The organism is Aeromonas sp. QDB17 (assembly GCF_027705305.1).
GTDB classification, from domain to species: domain Bacteria; phylum Pseudomonadota; class Gammaproteobacteria; order Enterobacterales; family Aeromonadaceae; genus Aeromonas; species Aeromonas caviae.
Window position 1 is genome coordinate 198,642 of record NZ_JAPDBP010000001.1, and the last position, 18,910, is coordinate 217,551.

15 protein-coding genes, 3 tRNA genes and 1 pseudogene are annotated in these 18,910 nt (G+C 56.8%); 10 read left to right on the forward strand and 9 right to left on the reverse strand.

Annotation, left to right across the window (positions count from 1 at the left end):
- Positions 1 to 68: 68 nt before the first annotated feature.
- Positions 69 to 356, reverse strand: a complete 288-nt coding sequence (locus tag OKC41_RS00845; protein WP_039041204.1) for a hypothetical protein — start codon at positions 354 to 356, stop codon at positions 69 to 71.
- 86 nt (positions 357 to 442) lie between these two features.
- The gene (locus OKC41_RS00850) at positions 443 to 1,501 is read right to left on the reverse strand and encodes a sensor domain-containing diguanylate cyclase (RefSeq protein WP_270671590.1); all 1,059 of its coding nucleotides are present in this window, start codon (positions 1,499 to 1,501) and stop codon (positions 443 to 445) included.
- A 1,481-nt stretch (positions 1,502 to 2,982) separates the two neighbouring features.
- On the opposite strand from OKC41_RS00850, the gene OKC41_RS00855 reads away from it, so the two are divergent.
- Together OKC41_RS00855 and OKC41_RS00860 are read left to right on the forward strand one after the other, a co-directional pair.
- A complete protein-coding gene (locus OKC41_RS00855; protein ID WP_270671591.1) occupies positions 2,983 to 3,636 on the forward strand; it encodes a hypothetical protein in 654 nt (217 codons plus the stop codon).
- Positions 3,637 to 3,850: 214 nt separating this feature from the next.
- Positions 3,851 to 6,109, forward strand: coding sequence for a hypothetical protein (locus OKC41_RS00860; RefSeq protein WP_145983744.1), 2,259 nt, complete (start codon positions 3,851 to 3,853; stop codon positions 6,107 to 6,109).
- A 593-nt stretch (positions 6,110 to 6,702) separates the two neighbouring features.
- Here the strand turns inward: OKC41_RS00860 and OKC41_RS00865 are convergent.
- Positions 6,703 to 7,317, reverse strand: coding sequence for a hypothetical protein (locus OKC41_RS00865; RefSeq protein ID WP_270671592.1), 615 nt, complete (start codon positions 7,315 to 7,317; stop codon positions 6,703 to 6,705).
- 95 nt (positions 7,318 to 7,412) lie between these two features.
- Between OKC41_RS00865 and OKC41_RS00870 the strand changes: the two genes are divergently transcribed.
- On the forward strand, positions 7,413 to 7,772 hold the full coding sequence (locus OKC41_RS00870) for a lysozyme inhibitor LprI family protein (RefSeq protein ID WP_039041200.1): 360 nt from the start codon (positions 7,413 to 7,415) through the stop codon (positions 7,770 to 7,772).
- Positions 7,773 to 8,013: 241 nt separating this feature from the next.
- Here the strand turns inward: OKC41_RS00870 and cysS are convergent, their stop codons facing one another.
- Positions 8,014 to 9,390, reverse strand: a complete 1,377-nt coding sequence (cysS, locus tag OKC41_RS00875; RefSeq protein ID WP_183149792.1) for a cysteine--tRNA ligase — start codon at positions 9,388 to 9,390, stop codon at positions 8,014 to 8,016.
- A gap of 191 nt (positions 9,391 to 9,581) precedes the next feature.
- On the opposite strand from cysS, the gene OKC41_RS00880 reads away from it, so the two are divergent.
- The 7 genes and pseudogenes from OKC41_RS00880 to OKC41_RS00915 all read left to right on the forward strand — a co-directional run bounded on the left by OKC41_RS00880 (position 9,582) and on the right by OKC41_RS00915 (position 15,552).
- On the forward strand, positions 9,582 to 10,079 hold the full coding sequence (locus OKC41_RS00880; RefSeq protein WP_010675220.1) for a peptidylprolyl isomerase: 498 nt from the start codon (positions 9,582 to 9,584) through the stop codon (positions 10,077 to 10,079).
- Positions 10,069 to 10,755, forward strand: coding sequence for a DUF4269 domain-containing protein (locus OKC41_RS00885; protein ID WP_201893646.1), 687 nt, complete (start codon positions 10,069 to 10,071; stop codon positions 10,753 to 10,755). Before OKC41_RS00880 ends, OKC41_RS00885 begins: the two co-directional genes overlap by 11 nt.
- 13 nt (positions 10,756 to 10,768) lie before the next feature.
- The gene (lpxH, locus tag OKC41_RS00890; protein WP_201893643.1) at positions 10,769 to 11,494 is read left to right on the forward strand and encodes a UDP-2,3-diacylglucosamine diphosphatase; all 726 of its coding nucleotides are present in this window, start codon (positions 10,769 to 10,771) and stop codon (positions 11,492 to 11,494) included.
- 128 nt (positions 11,495 to 11,622) lie between these two features.
- Complete coding sequence (locus OKC41_RS00895; RefSeq protein WP_010675223.1) at positions 11,623 to 11,871, forward strand: GlsB/YeaQ/YmgE family stress response membrane protein; 249 nt, start codon at positions 11,623 to 11,625, stop codon at positions 11,869 to 11,871.
- A gap of 157 nt (positions 11,872 to 12,028) precedes the next feature.
- Entirely contained in the window at positions 12,029 to 12,664 is a 636-nt protein-coding gene (locus OKC41_RS00900; RefSeq protein ID WP_201893641.1) for a TetR/AcrR family transcriptional regulator, read from the forward strand.
- 52 nt (positions 12,665 to 12,716) lie between these two features.
- Positions 12,717 to 13,700, forward strand: coding sequence for an oxidoreductase (locus tag OKC41_RS00905; protein ID WP_270671593.1), 984 nt, complete (start codon positions 12,717 to 12,719; stop codon positions 13,698 to 13,700).
- A 561-nt stretch (positions 13,701 to 14,261) separates the two neighbouring features.
- Positions 14,262 to 15,552, forward strand: a pseudogene (locus OKC41_RS00915) (methyl-accepting chemotaxis protein).
- A 190-nt stretch (positions 15,553 to 15,742) separates the two neighbouring features.
- Here OKC41_RS00915 and OKC41_RS00920 read toward each other — a convergent pair.
- The 5 genes from OKC41_RS00920 to uvrC form a co-directional block, all read right to left on the reverse strand.
- Positions 15,743 to 15,829: transfer RNA gene (locus OKC41_RS00920), tRNA-Leu, on the reverse strand.
- Between the two features lie 41 nt (positions 15,830 to 15,870).
- Positions 15,871 to 15,944, reverse strand: a tRNA-Cys gene (locus tag OKC41_RS00925).
- 34 nt (positions 15,945 to 15,978) lie between these two features.
- Positions 15,979 to 16,054, reverse strand: a tRNA-Gly gene (locus OKC41_RS00930).
- A 179-nt stretch (positions 16,055 to 16,233) separates the two neighbouring features.
- Complete coding sequence (gene pgsA, locus OKC41_RS00935) at positions 16,234 to 16,788, reverse strand: CDP-diacylglycerol--glycerol-3-phosphate 3-phosphatidyltransferase (RefSeq protein ID WP_010675229.1); 555 nt, start codon at positions 16,786 to 16,788, stop codon at positions 16,234 to 16,236.
- 213 nt (positions 16,789 to 17,001) lie between these two features.
- On the reverse strand, positions 17,002 to 18,855 hold the full coding sequence (gene uvrC, locus OKC41_RS00940; protein WP_270671595.1) for an excinuclease ABC subunit UvrC: 1,854 nt from the start codon (positions 18,853 to 18,855) through the stop codon (positions 17,002 to 17,004).
- Positions 18,856 to 18,910 lie beyond the last annotated feature (55 nt).

The following is an 18,910-nucleotide window of genomic DNA, read 5'->3' on the forward strand; positions in this document are numbered from 1 at the left end:
GGCGGCAGGATATGTGGTCAATGCCCGGGCGGCGGTGCCGCCCAGGCCATCCGGGGGCGGCTTCGCCCCTATTTCACCCGCATCAGACGGTGATGCTGCCCGGCGCACTCGAGCTGGAGCACCTGGGATCGGGCCATGGCTTCCACCCTGGCCAGCATCTCGGCGCTGTAGCCCTTGCGACGCATCCATTGCAAGGGCTCCTCGAAGCCCCCTTCGTTGACCACGAAGGTATCTGTGTAGGACTCCTTGACGATGCTGACCACCCAGATGCGCTGCTGAAACTCGCAGAGTCCGGCCACCAGGGTGGCCGCCCGCCCGGCCAGGGCGCGCACACGGCGGGCAAGAAGATGAACCATGGTATGGGCTCCGAACTGATAAAAGGGAAAACAGACTGGCACCCGGGTGGACGCGCCACCCTGTGCCCTCTCAACCCGCCCCGCTGCTATCGCGGGGCAGACACCTGACTGGAAGGGGGCGGGTTCCCGCCCTCCCCTGCGGCCCGGCGCTGGCGCTTGACCGCATACATGCTCGCATCGGCCCGGTTCAGCGCCTCCTCGACGCTGACCTCGGCCGGCATCACGGCCACCGCCCCCACGCTGGCACCGGGATAATGGATCACCTTGTCCCCCACCGGCAGTGACAGCACGCTGTGCTCGAACAGGCGCTGGCGAAACGCCGCCACCGCCCCGTCCAGCGTGTCGGCGTCCGGGAAAGGCCCCATGCCCACGGCCACGAACTCGTCCCCCCCAAAGCGGGCCAGCAGATCGCCGCCGCGCAGGGTCTCCCCCAGTTGCCGCGCCATGGCGGTGAGCAGCCTGTCCCCCGCCTCGTGGCCATGCTCGTCGTTGATGGCCTTGAAGCCATCGAGATCCACAAAGGCGATGAGCACCGGATGCCCCGCCCGCTCCGACAACGAGAAGAGGCGGGTGAGTTCGAGCATCAGGGCGCGGCGATTGGGGAGCCCGGTGAGGGGATCGGAGAGGGCCAGGCGCGAGAGCTCGTCGTTGGCTTGCTGCAATTGCCGCAGCAGTTGCTCCCGCTCCACCTGTTCGGCAATCAGGTGCGCGAAGAAGGCGATGAGCTGCTGCGCCCCCGCCACCGCGGGCTTTTGTTCGGTACTGGCGCCGCACAGGGTGCCATAGAGGGAGCCGGTAGAGGTGCGCACCGGGCTGCTCAGATAGGAGCGAATGCCGAGCTCGCTGGCCGCCTGGGAGTCCCCCCACAGAGCGGCGACGTCGTCGGTGTAGCTAATCTCATCGTCGATGGCACGGCGACACAGGGTATCGCTCCACTCCACCGTCATCCCCTCGGGGATCAGCAGCCCGGCCGCATTGCGGGCAAACAGAACATGCTGGCTGCTTTGCCCGAGGTCAATCTCGGTGAGATAGGTCGACTCCAGCCCGGTCACCGACTCCAGCATCTCCAGCAAAGGGCGGGTCAGGCTCTCCAGATCCCGCGCCTTGATCACCTGCTCCGAGAGCGCCAGCAATAACTTGTCCATGCCTACCTCCACAACTGCGTGCATGTAATGGGCGACCACCTTAGCCAACTCGGGGCGGGCCCGACAAGCAGGAGACCGCGATTGACCGGGGGAAAGATCGATTTGTTCACATTTTGGCATAACCGGCCCCCAAGCGGCGTCGCCATGCGAAACACAGGGACACAACCCTGCCCTCGCCCCTGGGTGCCGGCTCGATTCCCGCCGCGTATTCGCCCACGGTCACCATCCCCTCGCCCCTTGGGGGGAGAGGGTCAAGGTGAGGGGTGGGTAACCTCATTGCCTGGTGCAATGTCGTCCCACGTGTGAATGGCACGGCTTCGCCGCGCAGTAACCGTCCCCTCTCCCTTATGCGGGAAAGGGGTAAGGTGCCAATAAGCCTGTTGGGTGCAATAAGCGTGTAGGGTCGATTAGCGCAGCGTAATCGTCCGCGGTAACCATTCCCTCTCCCCTTGGGGGAGAGGGTTAGGGTGAGGGGTGGGTAACGGCATTGCCTGGTGCAATGTCGCCCCACGCCTCAATGGCACGGCTTCGCCGTGCAGGACGCGAGGACTCCGTCCCCGACGGGATTTCGCCCGCCAACCTCAGCGACTTCGGTTTGATCCCCTCTCCCCTTGGGGGAGAGGGCTAGGGTGAGGGGTCGGTAACGTCATTGCCTGGCGAATGCCGCCCCACGCCTCAATGGCACGGCTTCGCCGTGCAGGACACGAGGGCGCGGCCCTCGACGGGGTTTCGCCCGCCAGCCTCGGAGACTTCGGCTTGATCCCCTCTCCCCTTGGGGGAGAGGGTTAGGGTGAGGGGTCGGTAACGGCATTGCCTGGTGCAATGCCGTCCCACGTGTGAATGGCATGGCTTCGCCGCGCAGGACACGAGGGCGCTGCCCTCGATGGGGTTTCGCCGCCGCTGCGCGGCTTGGCGAGTGACTTTTCTTTGCGTGGCCAAAGAAAAGTCACCAAAAGAAAGGCCACCCCCGCTTGTTCGCCCTCCTGCGTCGGGTTCCCTCGGTTCAGGCAAAAGGTCTGGCGGAACGACGCAGACGGTACATCCCTGTACCGCCTGCGTCTGCGCCGTCGTCCATGACGGCGCTCCTGACCTTGTGCCCTCACCTCGGCGAACAACAGGGGGGCAACACCCAACCCGCAGCACCGAAGCCAGTTAATTGACCATGACCTTGTGTTTACGGGGTCAGGGTCGGGAGGGCTGTTCTCTCAGAGCCAACCCCTCGCCCACCCCATGGCGAGATCAGATTGTCGCACCTATGCAACAAACCTTATCAAGATGGTTGCATAGGTGAAAAAATCATGGTGAATACAACGACAAGCAGCAGATGTCCCTATCGGGAAACGGTTTTGTATTGAAGGCCCGATAGTGAGTATTTCACCGTAATAACACCTTATTTCTCGAACGTCCGATTACGCTTCGCTAATCAAACCTACGGCCTGAACCATATATTCATTTTAAGAGACGAACCTTTCGGAATTTATATGAGCAATAAACTAATTGAAAACCTGAAGTCATTTAACCGTAAAGAGCGGTTTTACTTGGTCGGTCAAATGCTGGGAAATCCAGACTTTCGCATGGACAAAACACAGCTTGCGGAGATATCTAAACTCATCGACACCACAATCCCTAGCGAATACTTTGCCGCAATGGACTATCATCTTGACTGGATCTATGCCAGTTTATTTCTCATCCAAGAGCATGATAAAAAAACATTTCCACGCAACTTCATAGACAATAAACAACAGATAGACTTGCAAATATCAGGCACTCAAGAGGATGTCGACTTTCTTCTTGCCTTTGTTGACCACGAAAATACAACCCATATTGTGATGATTGAGGCTAAAGGCGATAGCTATTTTAGCAACGCTCAGTTAAACAGTAAAAACAAACGATTCAATGCTATTTTCGGCGATGAAAATACATGGCCAAATGTAAGGCCTCACTTTTTACTTTGCAGCCCAAAAGAACCACAAAACGTAAGCATTGAAGAACCCGCCTACTTCATATTTAAAAGCTCTAAGTTACTTTGGCTAGAACTCGATATGGGTGATGGCAAAAACAAAGTAACTCGATGGGGAAAAAATGATAAACCATGTAGCGATGGTAAATACTGGGTAGTGGAAAGTCGTTCTTAAGACTTAAGCTTCTCTCTCTTCCGAAATACTCTAACACACCATTGTATAATCTGGAAAAATGCTCTTACCGACGTACCACTTAGTTATATAAATCACAGTTCTCAGCCCGACCATTAAATAACCTGACGCTGAGTAATTATTCCACAACAATATATAGCATCTCAAACATTATAAAAATCTAAATCGCTAAAAACCATATAGAGCCACATTTATTATGAGTGACTATGACTTCAGCACATTAAATGACAAAGAATTTGAAATTCTCGCAACAGATCTTCTTAGCAAAAGAGATAATGTGAAATATGAACGTTTCAAACCAGGACGTGATGCTGGTGTTGATGGTCGTTTTTTTCATCCAAATGGAACAGAGACAATTCTACAGGCCAAACACTGGCCTTCCTCATCATTCCAACAGCTAAGATCTCACATTGAGAAAACTGAACTACCAAAAATAAAAAAACTACAACCATCACGATACATATTAATAGTATCAAATCCACTTTCACGAAATGATAAAGCTAATATTCAAATTGCTTTATCTCCTTATGTTATATCGCCAAGTGACATCTTAGGAAGAGAAGACCTCAATGATCTTCTATCAGTTAATCGTGACATAGAAATGCGTCATTATAAACTTTGGATTAAAAGCACAAATGTACTTCAGTATATTATAAATAAGCCAGTATACGATCGCAGCATCTTTTCATTACAAGAAATACAAGATTCTGCTCATGTTTATGTGCGAACAAAAAATCATGAACTAGCATTAAAAAAACTACAAGAACTTGGAACAGTCATTATAACTGGCCCAGCAGGAATTGGAAAAACCACCCTAGCAAACCATCTTTCCTTACATTACGTAAGTCAAGGGTTTACTTTCATTCAAATAGCAGAGGAAATCAAAGAAGCTGAAACTTTATTCAATAACGATGAAAAACAAATATTTTATTTCGATGATTTTTTAGGTCGAAACTACTTAGAAGCATTAAATGGTCATGAAGGCTCGCATATAGTTCAGTTCATAAAAAGGATATCACGTAATAGTAGAAAGAAATTTATCCTGACATCTAGAACGACAATTCTAAATCAAGGTAAAATCCTCATGGATGTGTTCCAGCAACATAATATAGAACACAACGAATTTGAGGTGTCATTTGATTCATTCTCAAAAATTGATAAGGCAAAAATACTATACAATCATATTTGGCACTCTTCATTGGAAACAGCAATAATAGATCAAATATATCATAACAAAAGATATAGAAAGATAATTGAACATAATAACTATAATCCAAGGCTTATTAACTACATCACTGATAACAATAGATTAAAAGATTGCCATCCTATAGATTATTGGCAATACGTACAACAACTTCTAGATAATCCAGCAACAGTTTGGGAAAATCCTTTCGAGGCACAGCATGACGACTGTGGCCGCGCAGTCATTTTATTAGTTACACTAAATGCACGTCCAATCAATCAGAGTGAGCTTTCTGAGGCCTTTTCAAAATTCATTGCTCATTCAGATTCCAGAGCAATACAAGGACGTCGTGATTACATTCAAATATTGAAGCACTTGGTTGGTTCAATGCTCACTAGAACGATGCTTTCTGATAATGAAGTAATAATTAACCTCTTTAATCCATCTATTGGTGATTACGTACTCCATCGTTATAAATCTGATATTCCATCACTGCGCGCTGGATTTTGTAGCCTAAATTCAACCTCATCAATAAGGTCGCTATTAGATCTCGCTACAAACAAATTCATTGACTCATCAGTGACATCAAATATTCTTCATGACATTCTAAAAAATGCCTATAGTAAAAATTACTTAGGATATAGCCCTGAATATATCTCATTAGTCTTAGTAAGTTATATTGAAAATCTGGGATGCATGCTAAAAAATGACAAAATAATATTTTCAGCATCTGACTTCGTCGTCAATTCAAAAGAATCCGGATACCTAAAGGATATTGCTAAAATATTTTATTGGCGAATAAAAGAATCCCTATCAACTCAGCAAGACGCGCACAATTTTATAACACGCGCCTTTATGATGCAGACAAGCTACCTAGAGATAAAAGCTATCTCAGAGTTGATGAGCATCCTGTCTGATGACTTCAAATCAGAGCTATATCCAGAAATGGAAAGCTTTGCAAGAAACTATTTTGTAGCTAATGCAGATGATCTTTTCCCTCTAGATCAAGTCTTTGATTATGACTATCCAGATAATGAAGACAAAGCTACGGAAAGTCTTTTTAAATTAATTCAAAAAAACTTCAATGAACTCAAAATCCCTCTTTCTGACGATACAGTTGAATCTATTGTTGATGCATTTGACATATACGGTCAAATGTCTAATTATTTTGATGGATTCAGGGATGAACAACATGAAAAAGAGCAATATTTTGTGAACGAACATGTTGATGAAATAGATGATCTTTTCGAACGAGATATTAACACCAAGTGATTATTTTGCTTGAAATAAGATAAAGTTTAAAATCCTCATCACTAAACATTAGATAAAAACCTCAGCCTTAAGCTGCGGCCAACATGAACGCTAAAGCCACGGGCGGGCACGGTATTGGGTTCCCCCTGCAAACCGCCGAGTCAAGTTCAACGGGTTAGGAGCGCCATCAGGGATGATGGCGCAGCCGCAACCGGCATAGGGGCCATATCGGATCAGGGCGAGCACTGCTCGTCCCCGATTTGGCGCGAGAACAAGGATGTTCGAAGCGGGCGGTTTGCCGGGGGGAAGACTTTTGGTGTTATTTGCCAAAGAGAGCGGGTCTTTCCAAAGTCACTCGCCAAGCCGCGCAGCGGCGGCGAAACCTCTTCGAGGGCAAAGCCCTCGCGTCCTGCATGGCGAAGCCATGCCATTAAGGCGTGGGACGATATTCAGCCAAGGAATGACGTTAGTCCCCTCACCCTTGCCCTCTCCCGCAAGGGGAGAGGGGATCTGAGCGAAGGATGCCGAGGCTTCGGCAAACCACAAAAAACCGCAGCCTTGATCTGCGGTTTTTATTTCTATTCCCCAAACACTTTTTCACTCAAGCCAAAGCCCTATTTCCCCAACCCCTTGCACTGCTCTCCCCCTGCGGCGGGATAGGCGGTGAGCGTCTCATAGAGGGCGGCGCGCAGGCTGCCGGATTGGCAGAAATCACAGCTGCCGCCAGCGTCGATATCGGTGATGCGAGCTCCTTGCGGCCCGTCCAGTACCAGATAGGTGCTGACAAAACGGTAGGTGCCGCTGGGGGCATCGAGCGGGGTGCCCGGCTCGCCAAAGGTAAAGCGCACCTTGACCTCGCTGCGATCACGGCTGCCGGCGATGGCGCGTGACGAGAGTATCTCAGAGCCCAGCAGGTGATCCCAGGCATTGGGCAGGAAGGGGTTGCCCTCGACGAAGGGGGGCTTCTCGTCCGGGGCTTCGCGGGCGGCTATTTCGCGCGCCTTGGAGGCGGCATTGAGCAGGCAGAGCAGCTCGGGGGAGACGATGTTGGGCAACGCACCGCCCAGGTCTGCCTGATAGAGGCCGCTCGGTTTGACTTGGCGCTCCCAGTCGAGAAACTCGGCCACCTTGGCGCGTACTTGGGCCTGCATATCGGGGGCAGTGGCGGCCACAGACAGCCCGGACGCCAGCAGAGGCAGGGCCAGAAACGGCATCCAGTTCAACTTCATGACGTCATCTCCTTGTTATTCTTGAAAAACAGAGCCGCCATCGGGCCGGTTTATGCCGTATATTGGCCCTCTCCCTACCACAAAGGAACTGCCTTTTGAGACCCTATCCCGCCCTGTTGCTCTTGCTGGCAACCACTGCCGTTCAGGCCGAACAGGATTGTACTGCGCCGGTGACACAAACCGACATGAACATCTGTGCGTTTCAGGATTACCAGCGAGCCGATGCCAAGCTCAATGCCGCCTATAAAAAGCGGGTTGCCTCCCTGGAGAAGGCACAGCTGGAGAGGCTGAGAACTGCGCAACGGGCCTGGATCACCTTTCGCGATGCCCAGTGCAGCTACGAGGCCGGCGTCTATGAAGGGGGATCAATGGCGCCCATGGTCCACAGCAGTTGTCTCACCCAGTTGACCGAGGCGCGCACCAAAGACCTGAACACACTGCCGGACCAGCCATGATCAGAGGCGCCAACCAGGTCAGGTAGGAACTGGGGGCAAGAAACAGACGGCTTGCTGGCACTCCGGTGAGTAATGATGCGAGCCCCCCTCACCCTGACCCTCTCCCCCAAGGGGCGAGGGGATCAGACCGAAGGATGCCGAGGCTTAAGAGGTGTCGAGGGAAAAGGCCCAAACAAAAACCGCAGCCCAAGGGCTGCGGTTTTTTATTTGGTTAACCGGTTGGCCTAACAGGCCACCGGCCTTAGGCACGGCGCCAGCTGGTCTTGCCGGCGCTGTCTTCCAGCACGATGCCCATCTCGGTGAGACGGTTGCGGGCGGCATCCGCCGCGGCCCAGTTCTTGTCGGCGCGGGCCTGATTGCGCTCGGCGATCAGGCGCTCGATTTCGGCGACCTCTTCGTCCGCCTCAATACCCTTCAAGAAAGCATCCGGATCCTGTTGCAGGATGCCGAGCACGGCTCCCAGCTCCCGCAGACGGGCACCGAGGCCGGCGGCGACAGCGATGTCTTCGGCCTTCTGGCGGTTGATCTCGCGCACCAGATCGAACAGGGCGGAGTAGGCTTCCGGGGTGTTGAAGTCATCGTCCATCGCTTCCTTGAAGCGAGCCACCTGCTCGTCGCCACCGGCGGCCGCCGCCGCCGGCAGATCGCGCAGGGCGGTGTACATGCGCTCCAGGGCGGCGCGGGCCTGCTTGAGGTTGTCTTCCGAGTAGTTGAGCTGGCTGCGGTAGTGACCGGACATCAGGAAGTAACGGACGGTTTCGGCGTCATAATGGGCCAGCACGTCACGGATGGTGAAGAAGTTGCCAAGGGATTTGGACATCTTCTCTTTATCCACCATCACCATGCCGCTGTGCATCCAGGTGTTGACGTAGTCGCCACCGTGGGCGCAGCAGGACTGGGCAATCTCGTTCTCGTGGTGCGGGAACTGCAGATCGGAGCCGCCGCCGTGGATGTCGAAGTGGTTGCCAAGGTGCTTGGAGTTCATGGCGGAGCACTCGATGTGCCAGCCAGGGCGACCCGGGCCCCAGGGGCTGTCCCAGGTCGGCTCGCCCGGCTTGGACATCTTCCACAGCACGAAGTCCAGCGGATTGCGCTTGGCATCCACCACGTCGACCCGGGCGCCGGCCTGCAGCTGCTCCAGATCCTGGCCGGAGAGCTTGCCGTAGTCGGCGTAGGACTCGACGATGAACATCACATCGCCGTTGTCCGCCACGTAGGCGTGCCCTTTTTCCAGCAGGGTTTCAACCAGGGCGATGATCTCACCGATGTGCTGGGTGGCGCGGGGTTCGATGTCCGGACGCACCATGCCGAGGGCGTCGAAATCCTGGTGCATGTCACCGATGAGGCGCTCGGTGAGATCGTCACAGGTCACGTGCGTTTCGGCGGCGCGCTTGATGATCTTGTCGTCCACGTCGGTGACGTTGCGCACATAGGTGAGGTCGTATCCTGCATAACGCAGGTAGCGAGCGACGACGTCGAAGGCGACGAAGGTACGGCCATGGCCGATATGACAGTGATCATAGATAGTGACGCCACACACATACATGCCCACCTTGCCCGGGTGGATAGGTTTGAATTCTTCTTTTTGACGAGTGAGTGTGTTGTATATCTTCAGCATCTTATGACCACTGCCTGTGAGTAAAATGGCCTGCCATTCTAACCGCATCCGGTATAGAAAACGAGGCAGAAAAAGCCCCCTCTCCCCCCTGCCATCTATGCCGCAGGGCCTTGATGGGCTAGAATTGCCACCACTTTATGCCATACACCTGCGGGCACCTTGCTGCCCGCGTCAAAATGAAAGGACAACTCATGGTTACTCTGCACACCAACCACGGCGACATCACCCTGACCCTGAACGCGGAAAAAGCCCCGGAGACCGTGGCCAACTTCCTGCAATACTGCCGTGACGGTCACTACGACAACACCATCTTCCACCGCGTCATCGACGGCTTCATGATCCAGGGCGGCGGCTATGCCCCGGGCTTTGAAGAGAAAGAGACCCGCGCTCCCATCAAGAACGAGGCGGCCAACGGTCTGTCCAACAAGGTCGGCACCATCGCCATGGCCCGCACCATGGAGCCGCACTCCGCCAGCGCCCAGTTCTTCATCAACGTGAACAACAACGACTTCCTGGACTTCAAGTCCGCCACCACCCAGGGCTTCGGCTACTGCGTGTTCGGTGAAGTGACCGCCGGCATGGACGTGGTCAACAAGATCAAGGGCGTGAAGACCGGCAACTACGGCCGCATGCACCAGGACGTTCCGACCGAAGACGTCGTCATCACCAAGGTGACCCTTGCCGAGTAATCCCTGCCGGCCAGGCTCTGATACCACTGCGGCCCCGGCCGCAGTTTTTCCATCTGCTGCCCCCAACTGGCGCCGCCTCGACTATCTGGCCCAGGGCAACGAACGTCAGCGCTCGGCCCACGCCCTGCTGAGCGGCGGCCTGTGGGATGAGCTTGGCCCCCTGTGCAACGATCTGGCCCTGGTGAGCACGATCGCCATCGGGCTGGATAGACCCGGCAGCGATCTCGACATCCTCTGCCAGCATCCGGACCCGGCCTTCCTTGCCGCGACACTGGCAGCACAAGGCTGGCAGGTGCGAAGCAAGGGCGAGCAGGTCTGGATCGCCGAACAGCGACGCCACGGGCCAGATGGCCAGTGCTGGCCAGTCGAGCTCTACCTCACCCCTGATCCCCTCGAGGCGTGTCATGGCTGGCGCCACCTCAGCCTGATGGCCGCCCTGCTTGAGCGCTTTGGCGCCCCCTTCCACCGGGAGGTGCTGCGCCTGCGTGTTGATGAAGGGCTCAAGGGGGAAGCGGCCATGTGCCGCCTGCTGGGCCTGTCCGGCGACCCTTACGAGGCGTTGCTGACCCTGGAGGGCGTCAACCTTACGGGGCTCTGCTGCCCTTCCCTCCCCCACCCGCTCGACGAGCAAGGTCACAGGCCTTGTCCGCCCCCAGGCGGGACTCTCTTACCATGATGCCCAGGAACTCATGAGCACCCTCTTTATCAGTGACATTCACCTCAGCCAAGGCAGGCCCGACATGACGGCGGCCCTGGTGCGCTTTCTGGCCGAAGACGCGCCCGGTGCCGACGCCCTCTATGTGCTGGGGGATCTGTTCGAATTCTGGATTGGGGACGACGACCCCAACCCGCTCCACCGCGAGGTGGCCGATGCCTTTCTCGCCCTGAGCCAGCAAGGGGTGCCCCTCTACTTCATTCACGGCAACCGCGACTTTCTCTTGGGGCGCCAGTTTGCCAAACAGGCCGGCATGACCCTGCTCGGCGACCCCTGCGTCATCGAGCTGTACGGCGAGCAGGTGCTGCTGAGCCACGGGGATCTGCTCTGCACTCGAGATGAGGGCTACCAGAAGTTTCGCCGCATCACACAACTCAAATGGCTACGCTGGCTCTTCCTGCGCCTGCCGCTCTCGCGCCGCCAGGCCATCGCCCACAAGATGCGCGGCCAGAGCCAGATGGAGAATGCCCAGAAGAGCCAGATCATCATGGACGTGACCCCGGAGGCGGTGGACGACATGCTGCGCCAGCACGGCTGCCGCCTGATGATCCACGGCCACACTCACAGGCCCGCCATCCACGACTTCACTCTGGATGGGCGTGCGGCGCGGCGCATCGTGCTGGGAGACTGGTTCGAGCAGGGGTCGGTGCTGGTGTGCTCCCCCGCCGGGCAGCGCCTCGACACCCGCGCGCTTGGCTGAGGCCCTCTGCCTGCCATGGTCAGGAGCGAGTCTCATATGACCGTTTCTGACTCACGCCGTGCTGCGGCGGGATACAAACTGGATCCCTGCATATACTCTGGTTCTCTGCACACAACGAGGAGAAGACCATGGGATTTCTTACTTGGGTGGTACTGGGGCTGATCGTCGGCATCCTGGCCAAATGGATCATGCCGGGCAAGGATGGCGGCGGTTTCTTCATGACGGTGATCCTGGGGGTGGTCGGTGCCATGGTGGGGGGCTATGTCAGCACCTTGCTTGGGATGGGAACGGTCACCGGCTTCAACCTGCCGAGCATCATCATCGCCACCGTTGGCGCCCTGATCGTGCTGTTTGTCTACAACAAGCTGCGCAGCTGAGACGCAGCCAAACATCGATGCGAGGGCGCCACTGGCGCCCTCGCTGTTTTCAGCCCCGCTGGCGCCAACTTGTCTCGACTACCCGATCTCATCCACTCGTTTCGTCCGTTCGATGCCGCGCTTGCATCATTTCTAGTTGAGACGTCTAATAAGCCCCATGCAAGCCAATGACCCCCTGCCTCGCCGCCCTCGCGGCCGCCCTGCCCAGCACGGGCACACCTATGCCGATACCCGGGATCTGTTGATCCGCCGGGGCATGGAGCTGCTGACCGAGCAGGGCATCGCCGCCACCTCCATCGAGCGGGTGTTGCAGTCGACCGGGATCCCCAAGGGCTCCTTCTATCACTACTTCACCACCAAGCACGACTTCACCCTGGCGGTCATGGATGCCTATCACCACTACTTCTGCCGCAAGCTGACGCGCTATCTGGAGGATGAGAGCCTGCCCCCCCTGGCCCGCCTTGTCGCCTTCGTCGACAGCGCCTGCCGGGGCATGACCCGGTTTGCGTTCCAGCGGGGCTGCCTTGTGGGCAACCTGGGTCAGGAGGTGGTGCAACTGCCCCCCGAGCTGCGCCTGCGCCTCGAGCAGATCCTCCTCGACTGGGAGGCGCTGCTCGCCCGCTGCCTGAGGGACGCGGTGACGGCGGGGGAGCTGCCCCCTGATTGTGACTGCCCTGCCCTCGCCCATCAGTTCTGGATCGGCTGGGAAGGGGCCGTACTGCGCGCACGCCTAGTGGGCGATACCGAGCCCATGCTCTCTTTTCTCAATTTTTTCATGAAGTTAGCAAAGTGATTTTTTTACGGAGATTAATAGTCAGTCAGTCCAATTAATGGGAGTAGACAAGATGTTCAACGGTATTCTGATCGAGAAAGACGAGGCGGGTTATCGCGCCAGCTACCAGAGCCTCTCCGAGGAGATGTTGCCTGCCGGGGATGTGACCGTGGCGGTAGAGTGGTCTTCCCTCAACTACAAGGATGGCCTGGCCCTCACCGGCGCCGCCCCCGTGGTACGCCGCTTCCCTCTGATCCCCGGTATCGACTTTGCCGGTACCGTGCTGGAGAGCCAGCATCCCGACTGGCGCCCCGGCGACAAGGTGGTGCTCAACGGATGGGGCGTGGGCGAGACCCACAGCGGAGGGCTGGCGGAGCGGGCACGGGTCCGGGGCGACTGGCTGGTTGCCCTGCCTGAGCGCTTCCAGCCCCGGGACGCCATGGCCATCGGCACCGCAGGGTACACCGCCATGCTCTGCGTGATGGCGTTGGAGAAGCACGGCATCACCCCCGGTGACGGTGACATTCTGGTGACGGGCGCCAACGGCGGCGTGGGCAGCGTGGCGATCACCCTCCTGGCCAAGCTGGGCTATCGAGTGGTGGCCGCCACCGGGCGGCTGCACGAGGCCGACTATCTGACGTCCCTCGGCGCCGCCGAGGTGATCGATCGCGCCGAACTGGCCGCGCCGGGACGCCCGCTGGGCAAGGAACGCTGGGCAGGCGTCATCGACACCGTCGGCAGCCACACCCTGGCCAATGCCTGCGCCACTACCCGCTACGGCGGCGCCGTGGCCGCCTGCGGTCTCGCGGGAGGGATGGACTTCCCCTCCACCGTCATGCCCTTCATCCTGCGCGGCGTCACCCTCTATGGCATCGACAGCGTGATGGCACCGCGCCCGCTGCGCCAGCAGGCCTGGGCCCGACTGGCCGAGGATCTCGACCTGACTCGCCTCAACCTCCTCACCCGGGAAGTGCCCCTCTCCCAGGTCGTGACCCTGGGGAATGCCTTCCTGGCAGGCCAGGTGCGCGGCCGGATCCTGGTCAATGCCCAGGGGTGATGACTGACGCGATATGAGCCGGCTCGCCTGACCAGGTCAGGCGAGCCTCTCCAGGGCATTTCGCAGCCACACGGAACGTCACCCCTCCTTCCCATCGTCCATGACAATGGACAACAGATGCGTTCAAACACTCAAGTGCAGGTTTCCCGGACAGAGGGACCGAGACACCTCTATATGCCGCACCTTCCCGCTGCGCGCCCTCCCCCATCGATGCAGACAACCGTCACGCCTCACCGACAAGCCCCTGCCCTGGATACCCGTATTCGCCGACATGAGGCCCTGTTCGCCCACGACTGCGAACCATTGTCTTGCCCACTGACAGACCCCCGTTAAATAATCGATGCATCGAACAAATCATTCAGAATAGGAATACGTTTTATTTATCACCGCATATAAGAAGGGCGCATCATCTTGTATTAAACCTGCTTTTTGTATGGAAAAGACCGAATCAAATGACAGGGGTGCATTACACTCAAAACAACGCTTGATACCCAGAAAGTGTGAAGGGTTCGTCAACGAAGAGATGTCGGATGATTCTATTTTCTTGGCTGGGGTGTGCTTATGTTCGACTCGAAACTTAAAAAAGAGCTGGCAGCAGAACGAGAGAGGGCCTTGAAAAGCGAGGCACTGGATCATGCCATGCACGATCATCTTCCCATGATTGAATTCACTACCGATGGTTATATTCTCGATGCCAGCCCGCTTTTTCTTCATTCCGTCGGCTACTCCCTCAATGAGATCGTGCAGCAGCATCACGCCATGTTCTGCATGAAAGAAGATACCGACTCTCCCTCCTATCGGGAATTCTGGCGAGATCTGGCAAATGGGCACAGCCAGCATGGCTGCCTTCCACCGGGTTGGCAAACAAGGCAAGGAAATATGGCTGGAGGCCACCTATTTCCCCGTCAGCCATGGTGGAAAAATAATCAAGATCATCAAAATAGCGTCAGATGTGACGGTGCAACATGATCTGCTCATGACTCAAAAAGCAATATTTGAGGCGCTGGATCGCTCCCTCGCCGTCATCGAGTTTGAACCGACTGGTGTTGTTATTTCCGCCAACCGTAATTTCCTGGATACCATGGGCTATCGACTCGATGAAATTAAAGGCCATCAACATCGCATGTTTTGTGATGAGCTGTTTTATCGGGAACATCCCGATTTCTGGCAGGAGCTGGCTCAGGGGACGTTCAAATCGGGGCGCTTTCAGCGATTTGATAAAAAAGGCCATGAAGTCTGGCTGGAGGCAACCTACAACGCTGTGCGGGGCAGCCATGGCAAGGTGATCAAGGTCATCAAGTTTGCTTCCAATATCACCCAGCAGATCAGCAAAGATCAGGCCGTACAACATGTGGCCAAGGTGGCAAATGAAACATCTGTCACAACCAAATCCTCCGCCATCAAAGGAGAGGAGATGTTGACCACCGTCGTCTCCACTTCGGACAATATTGTCAGGCAGATGGAACATGCCAGCACCTTGATGAACAAGCTTCACGCTCAATCCCAGAATATCACCGCCATCGTATCCACCATCAGCAGCATTGCAGACCAGACCAACCTGCTCGCGCTCAATGCCGCCATCGAAGCGGCGAGAGCCGGCGAACAAGGCAGAGGCTTTGCCGTCGTGGCCGATGAAGTTCGTCAACTGGCGGCAAGAACCTCCCTATCGACCAACGAAATAGCCAATGTCGTCAGCCAGAATCAGCAGCTCACCAGGCAGGTCAGCGAGCAGATCCAGTCCGCGGCAGACGGTGCCATCCACGGGCAAAAGCAGATCGATGACGTTGCAAAAGTGATGGAGGAGATAAGACACGGAGCAGAAGAGGTGTCGACCATCATCTCGGAACTCTAGAGAATTCTGGAAAGCACTCAGGAGCCTGCCATCGAGCAGGCTCTTTGATGTTCACACCAGGGGTCGTAGCTTGGCACGTGCAGATTCAAGAGATGAACCGGCTCTTCAGGCCGCTGCCATTCTGGCTGTCAATTAGCTAGTAACAAAAAGGCCACTATTGCTAGTGGCCTTAGTAACTCTTTGATTTTAATGGTGCCCGAGGCCGGAATCGAACCGGCACGACGCGAACGTCGAGGGATTTTAAATCCCTTGTGTCTACCGATTTCACCACTCGGGCACCGCAATCGGTATCAAGCTCGCGTGGCGGGCTTGTCAATATGGAGGCACGTTCCGGAGTCGAACCGGACTAAACGGATTTGCAATCCGCTGCATAACCGCTTTGCTAACGCGCCATGCAAAAGAGAGGAACTCTCTATTGTCTGAATTTGGAGCGGGAAACGAGACTCGAACTCGCGACCCCGACCTTGGCAAGGTCGTGCTCTACCAACTGAGCTATTCCCGCATCGGTCTGGCTGACTGCCTGACTGTGAGAACGCATTCTAGCGATGTTCCCCGCCCAGTCAACCAAAAACATTTAATACGCTGATCGTTCGGGTGTTTTTTACCCTTGTCCCACACTTTTGGCGCTCATGGCCGTTTCTCGGCGCCAGTGGCAGAGAAACGGCCATCTTCCCGTCGGGACTAGAACCGGGAGTGGTAGCTGAGATCGCCCCAGGCGGCCTTCATGTACTGGAACATGGACCAGAAGGTGAGCACGGTGGCCACGTAGAGCAGCACATAGGCGAGCCACACCATCCAGATGTCGTATTGCCAGATGAGGCCGGTGAGCGACACCATCTGGATCATGGTCTTCCATTTGCCAATCCAGCTGACGGCCACCGAGGAGCGCTTGCCAAGCTCGGCCATCCATTCACGCAGGGCGGAGATGATGATCTCCCGGCCAATCATGGTCATGGCGGGGATGGTGACCCAGACGGTGTTGTAGTGCTCGACGATGACCACCAGGGCCGCCGCCACCATGATCTTGTCGGCCACCGGATCGAGGAAGGCGCCAAAGGCGGTGGACTGGTTCAGCTTGCGGGCAAGATAGCCGTCAAACCAGTCGGTTGCGGCCGCCAGGATGAAGACGATGGCCGCCGCCATGTAGGACCACTGATAGGGAAGGTAGAACAGGATGACGAAGACGGGGATGAGCAAAATCCGAAAGAACGTCAGCAGGTTAGGAATATTTGTCATTATTTTCAGCCACTTCTTGTATGCCGCTACATGGTAGCCCCAAGCCGATCGCGGATGCAACCGAACTGGCGCCCGCCTTGGTCCATTAATCCATCAATAACCTCAGGATGCCGGTCATTATGGCATTTGGGAGCCCCCTGCGTCACGGCTCTTGTGCGCAGGCGGCACGCCCTGATGCCCCCTGGCGTGACCTCCTTCACACCAAAGGCAGCGCTAGAGCGAGTGCAATGCGTCGTGGATGGACTGGGCCAGCTCCTGGCTGATGCCGGGCACCTTGGCGAGCTCGTCCACCCCGGCTTTTTTCACTTCCTGCAAACCCCCCAGGTATTTGAGCAGCGCCTGCCGCCGTTTCGGCCCCACCCCGGGAATGTCCTCCAGGGTACTGGTGGTGCGCGCCTTGGCGCGCCTGGCCCGGTGGCCCGTGATGGCAAAACGGTGGGATTCATCGCGAATGTGCTGGATGAGGTGCAAGGCGGGCATGTCCGCCGGCAGGTGCAGCTCTTCGTGGCTGTCCCCCAGGATCAGGGTCTCCAACCCCGCCTTGCGGGTCACCCCCTTGGCGATGCCCACCAGCAGCGGATATTTGCCGCCGAGAAACTCCAGCTGGCGCGCCAGGATCTCCTCCGCGCGGCGCAACTGGCCGAGACCGCCGTCGATGAACAGCACATCCGGCACCTTGTCCGGCTCCTGCTGCTTGCCAAAGCGACGCTCCAGCGCCTGCTCCATGGCGGCATAGTCATCCCCGCCGGTGATACCGTCGATGTTGAAGCGGCGGTATTCCGAGGAGAGCGGCCCCTCCCGGTTGAACACCACGCAGGAGGCCACGGTGCGCTCCCCCATGGTGTGGGAGATATCGAAGCACTCCATGCGGGCGATGGGGGTCTCGAGCTCCAGCAGCTCCTCCAGCTGATCGTAACGGGCGGTGATGGTGCTCTTGTGGGCGAGGCGCGAGCGCAGCGCGGTCTGGGCGTTGATGGAGGCGAGCTTGATGAAGCGGGCCCTTTCGCTGCGCGTCCGGCTCACCACCCGCACCTTGTAGCCGGCGGTCTGGCTCAGGGTGTCGGCGATGACGCTCTCATCCTCCAGCGCCACGTCCAGCAGCACCTCGCTCGGGATCTGCCGTCCCCCCTGCCCCGACAGATAGAACTGCAGCAGGAAGGATTGCACCACCTCGTCAAGCGGGGTATCGGCCGGCACTTTCGGGAAGTAGCTGCGCGATCCCAGCACCTTGCCCTGGCGGATGAAGAGCACATGGATGCAGGCGGTCCCCTGCTCGAAGGCCACCCCCACCACGTCGAGCTCGTCCAGCACGTTGCCGCTCACCGACTGCTGCTCGGTGACCCGGCGCAGGGCCTGGATCTGATCCCGGTAGCGGGCCGCCTCCTCGAAGCGCAGATCGCCGCTGGCGGACTCCATCTTGCCCACCAGTTCGCCGATCACCTGCTGGTTCTTGCCCGCGAGGAACAGCTTGGCCAGCGCCACCTGCTGGGCATACTCGGCCTCGCTCACCAGCCCCGCCACGCAGGGGCCGGCGCAGCGCTTGAGCTGGTAGAGCAGGCAGGGGCGGGTACGGTTGACATAGACGGCATCCTCGCACTGACGCACCGGGAAGATCTTCTGCATCAGGTGCAGGCTCTCGCGTACCGCGCCACCGGAGGGGTAAGGGCCGAAATACTCCCCCTTCACCTTGCGGGCGCCGCGATGGACGCCGATGCGCGGGTGCCGATGGTCGGTGATGATGATCCAGGGGTAGGATTTGTCATCCCGCAGCAGCACGTTGTAGCGGGGCTGGTACTGCTTGATGAGGTTGTGCTCGAGGATCAGCGCCTCGGTCTCGGTGTGGGTGACTGTTACCTGCACATCGGCAATCTGGCGCACCAGGGTGCGGGTCTTGATGCTGTCGACGTTGGCTCGAAAGTAGGAGGCGAGCCGTTTCTTGAGATCCTTGGCCTTGCCCACGTAGATGACGGTGCCGCCGCTGTCGTACATGCGGTAGACACCGCTCTGGTGGGTGACGGCGCTCAGAAACGCCTTGCTGTCAAAATGGGGCTCGGGAGAGAGGGTCATGGGCAACTCGACTCAACGGATGAATGCAAAAAGACGGGGAGAGCATACTGCCCAC

What these genes read in the sequence shown, in the direction of transcription:
- OKC41_RS00905 (WP_270671593.1), top strand. Translation starts at nt 12,717, where the DNA reads ATGTTCAACGGTATTCTGATCGAGAAAGACGAGGCGGGTTATCGCGCC.
- OKC41_RS00900 (WP_201893641.1), top strand. Translation starts at nt 12,029, where the DNA reads ATGCAAGCCAATGACCCCCTGCCTCGCCGCCCTCGCGGCCGCCCTGCC.
- OKC41_RS00855 (WP_270671591.1), top strand. Translation starts at nt 2,983, where the DNA reads ATGAGCAATAAACTAATTGAAAACCTGAAGTCATTTAACCGTAAAGAG.
- OKC41_RS00860 (WP_145983744.1), top strand. Translation starts at nt 3,851, where the DNA reads ATGAGTGACTATGACTTCAGCACATTAAATGACAAAGAATTTGAAATT.
- cysS (WP_183149792.1), bottom strand. Translation starts at nt 9,390, where the DNA reads ATGCTGAAGATATACAACACACTCACTCGTCAAAAAGAAGAATTCAAA.
- OKC41_RS00865 (WP_270671592.1), bottom strand. Translation starts at nt 7,317, where the DNA reads ATGAAGTTGAACTGGATGCCGTTTCTGGCCCTGCCTCTGCTGGCGTCC.
- OKC41_RS00880 (WP_010675220.1), top strand. Translation starts at nt 9,582, where the DNA reads ATGGTTACTCTGCACACCAACCACGGCGACATCACCCTGACCCTGAAC.
- OKC41_RS00845 (WP_039041204.1), bottom strand. Translation starts at nt 356, where the DNA reads ATGGTTCATCTTCTTGCCCGCCGTGTGCGCGCCCTGGCCGGGCGGGCG.
- pgsA (WP_010675229.1), bottom strand. Translation starts at nt 16,788, where the DNA reads ATGACAAATATTCCTAACCTGCTGACGTTCTTTCGGATTTTGCTCATC.
- OKC41_RS00895 (WP_010675223.1), top strand. Translation starts at nt 11,623, where the DNA reads ATGGGATTTCTTACTTGGGTGGTACTGGGGCTGATCGTCGGCATCCTG.
- uvrC (WP_270671595.1), bottom strand. Translation starts at nt 18,855, where the DNA reads ATGACCCTCTCTCCCGAGCCCCATTTTGACAGCAAGGCGTTTCTGAGC.
- lpxH (WP_201893643.1), top strand. Translation starts at nt 10,769, where the DNA reads ATGAGCACCCTCTTTATCAGTGACATTCACCTCAGCCAAGGCAGGCCC.
- OKC41_RS00850 (WP_270671590.1), bottom strand. Translation starts at nt 1,501, where the DNA reads ATGGACAAGTTATTGCTGGCGCTCTCGGAGCAGGTGATCAAGGCGCGG.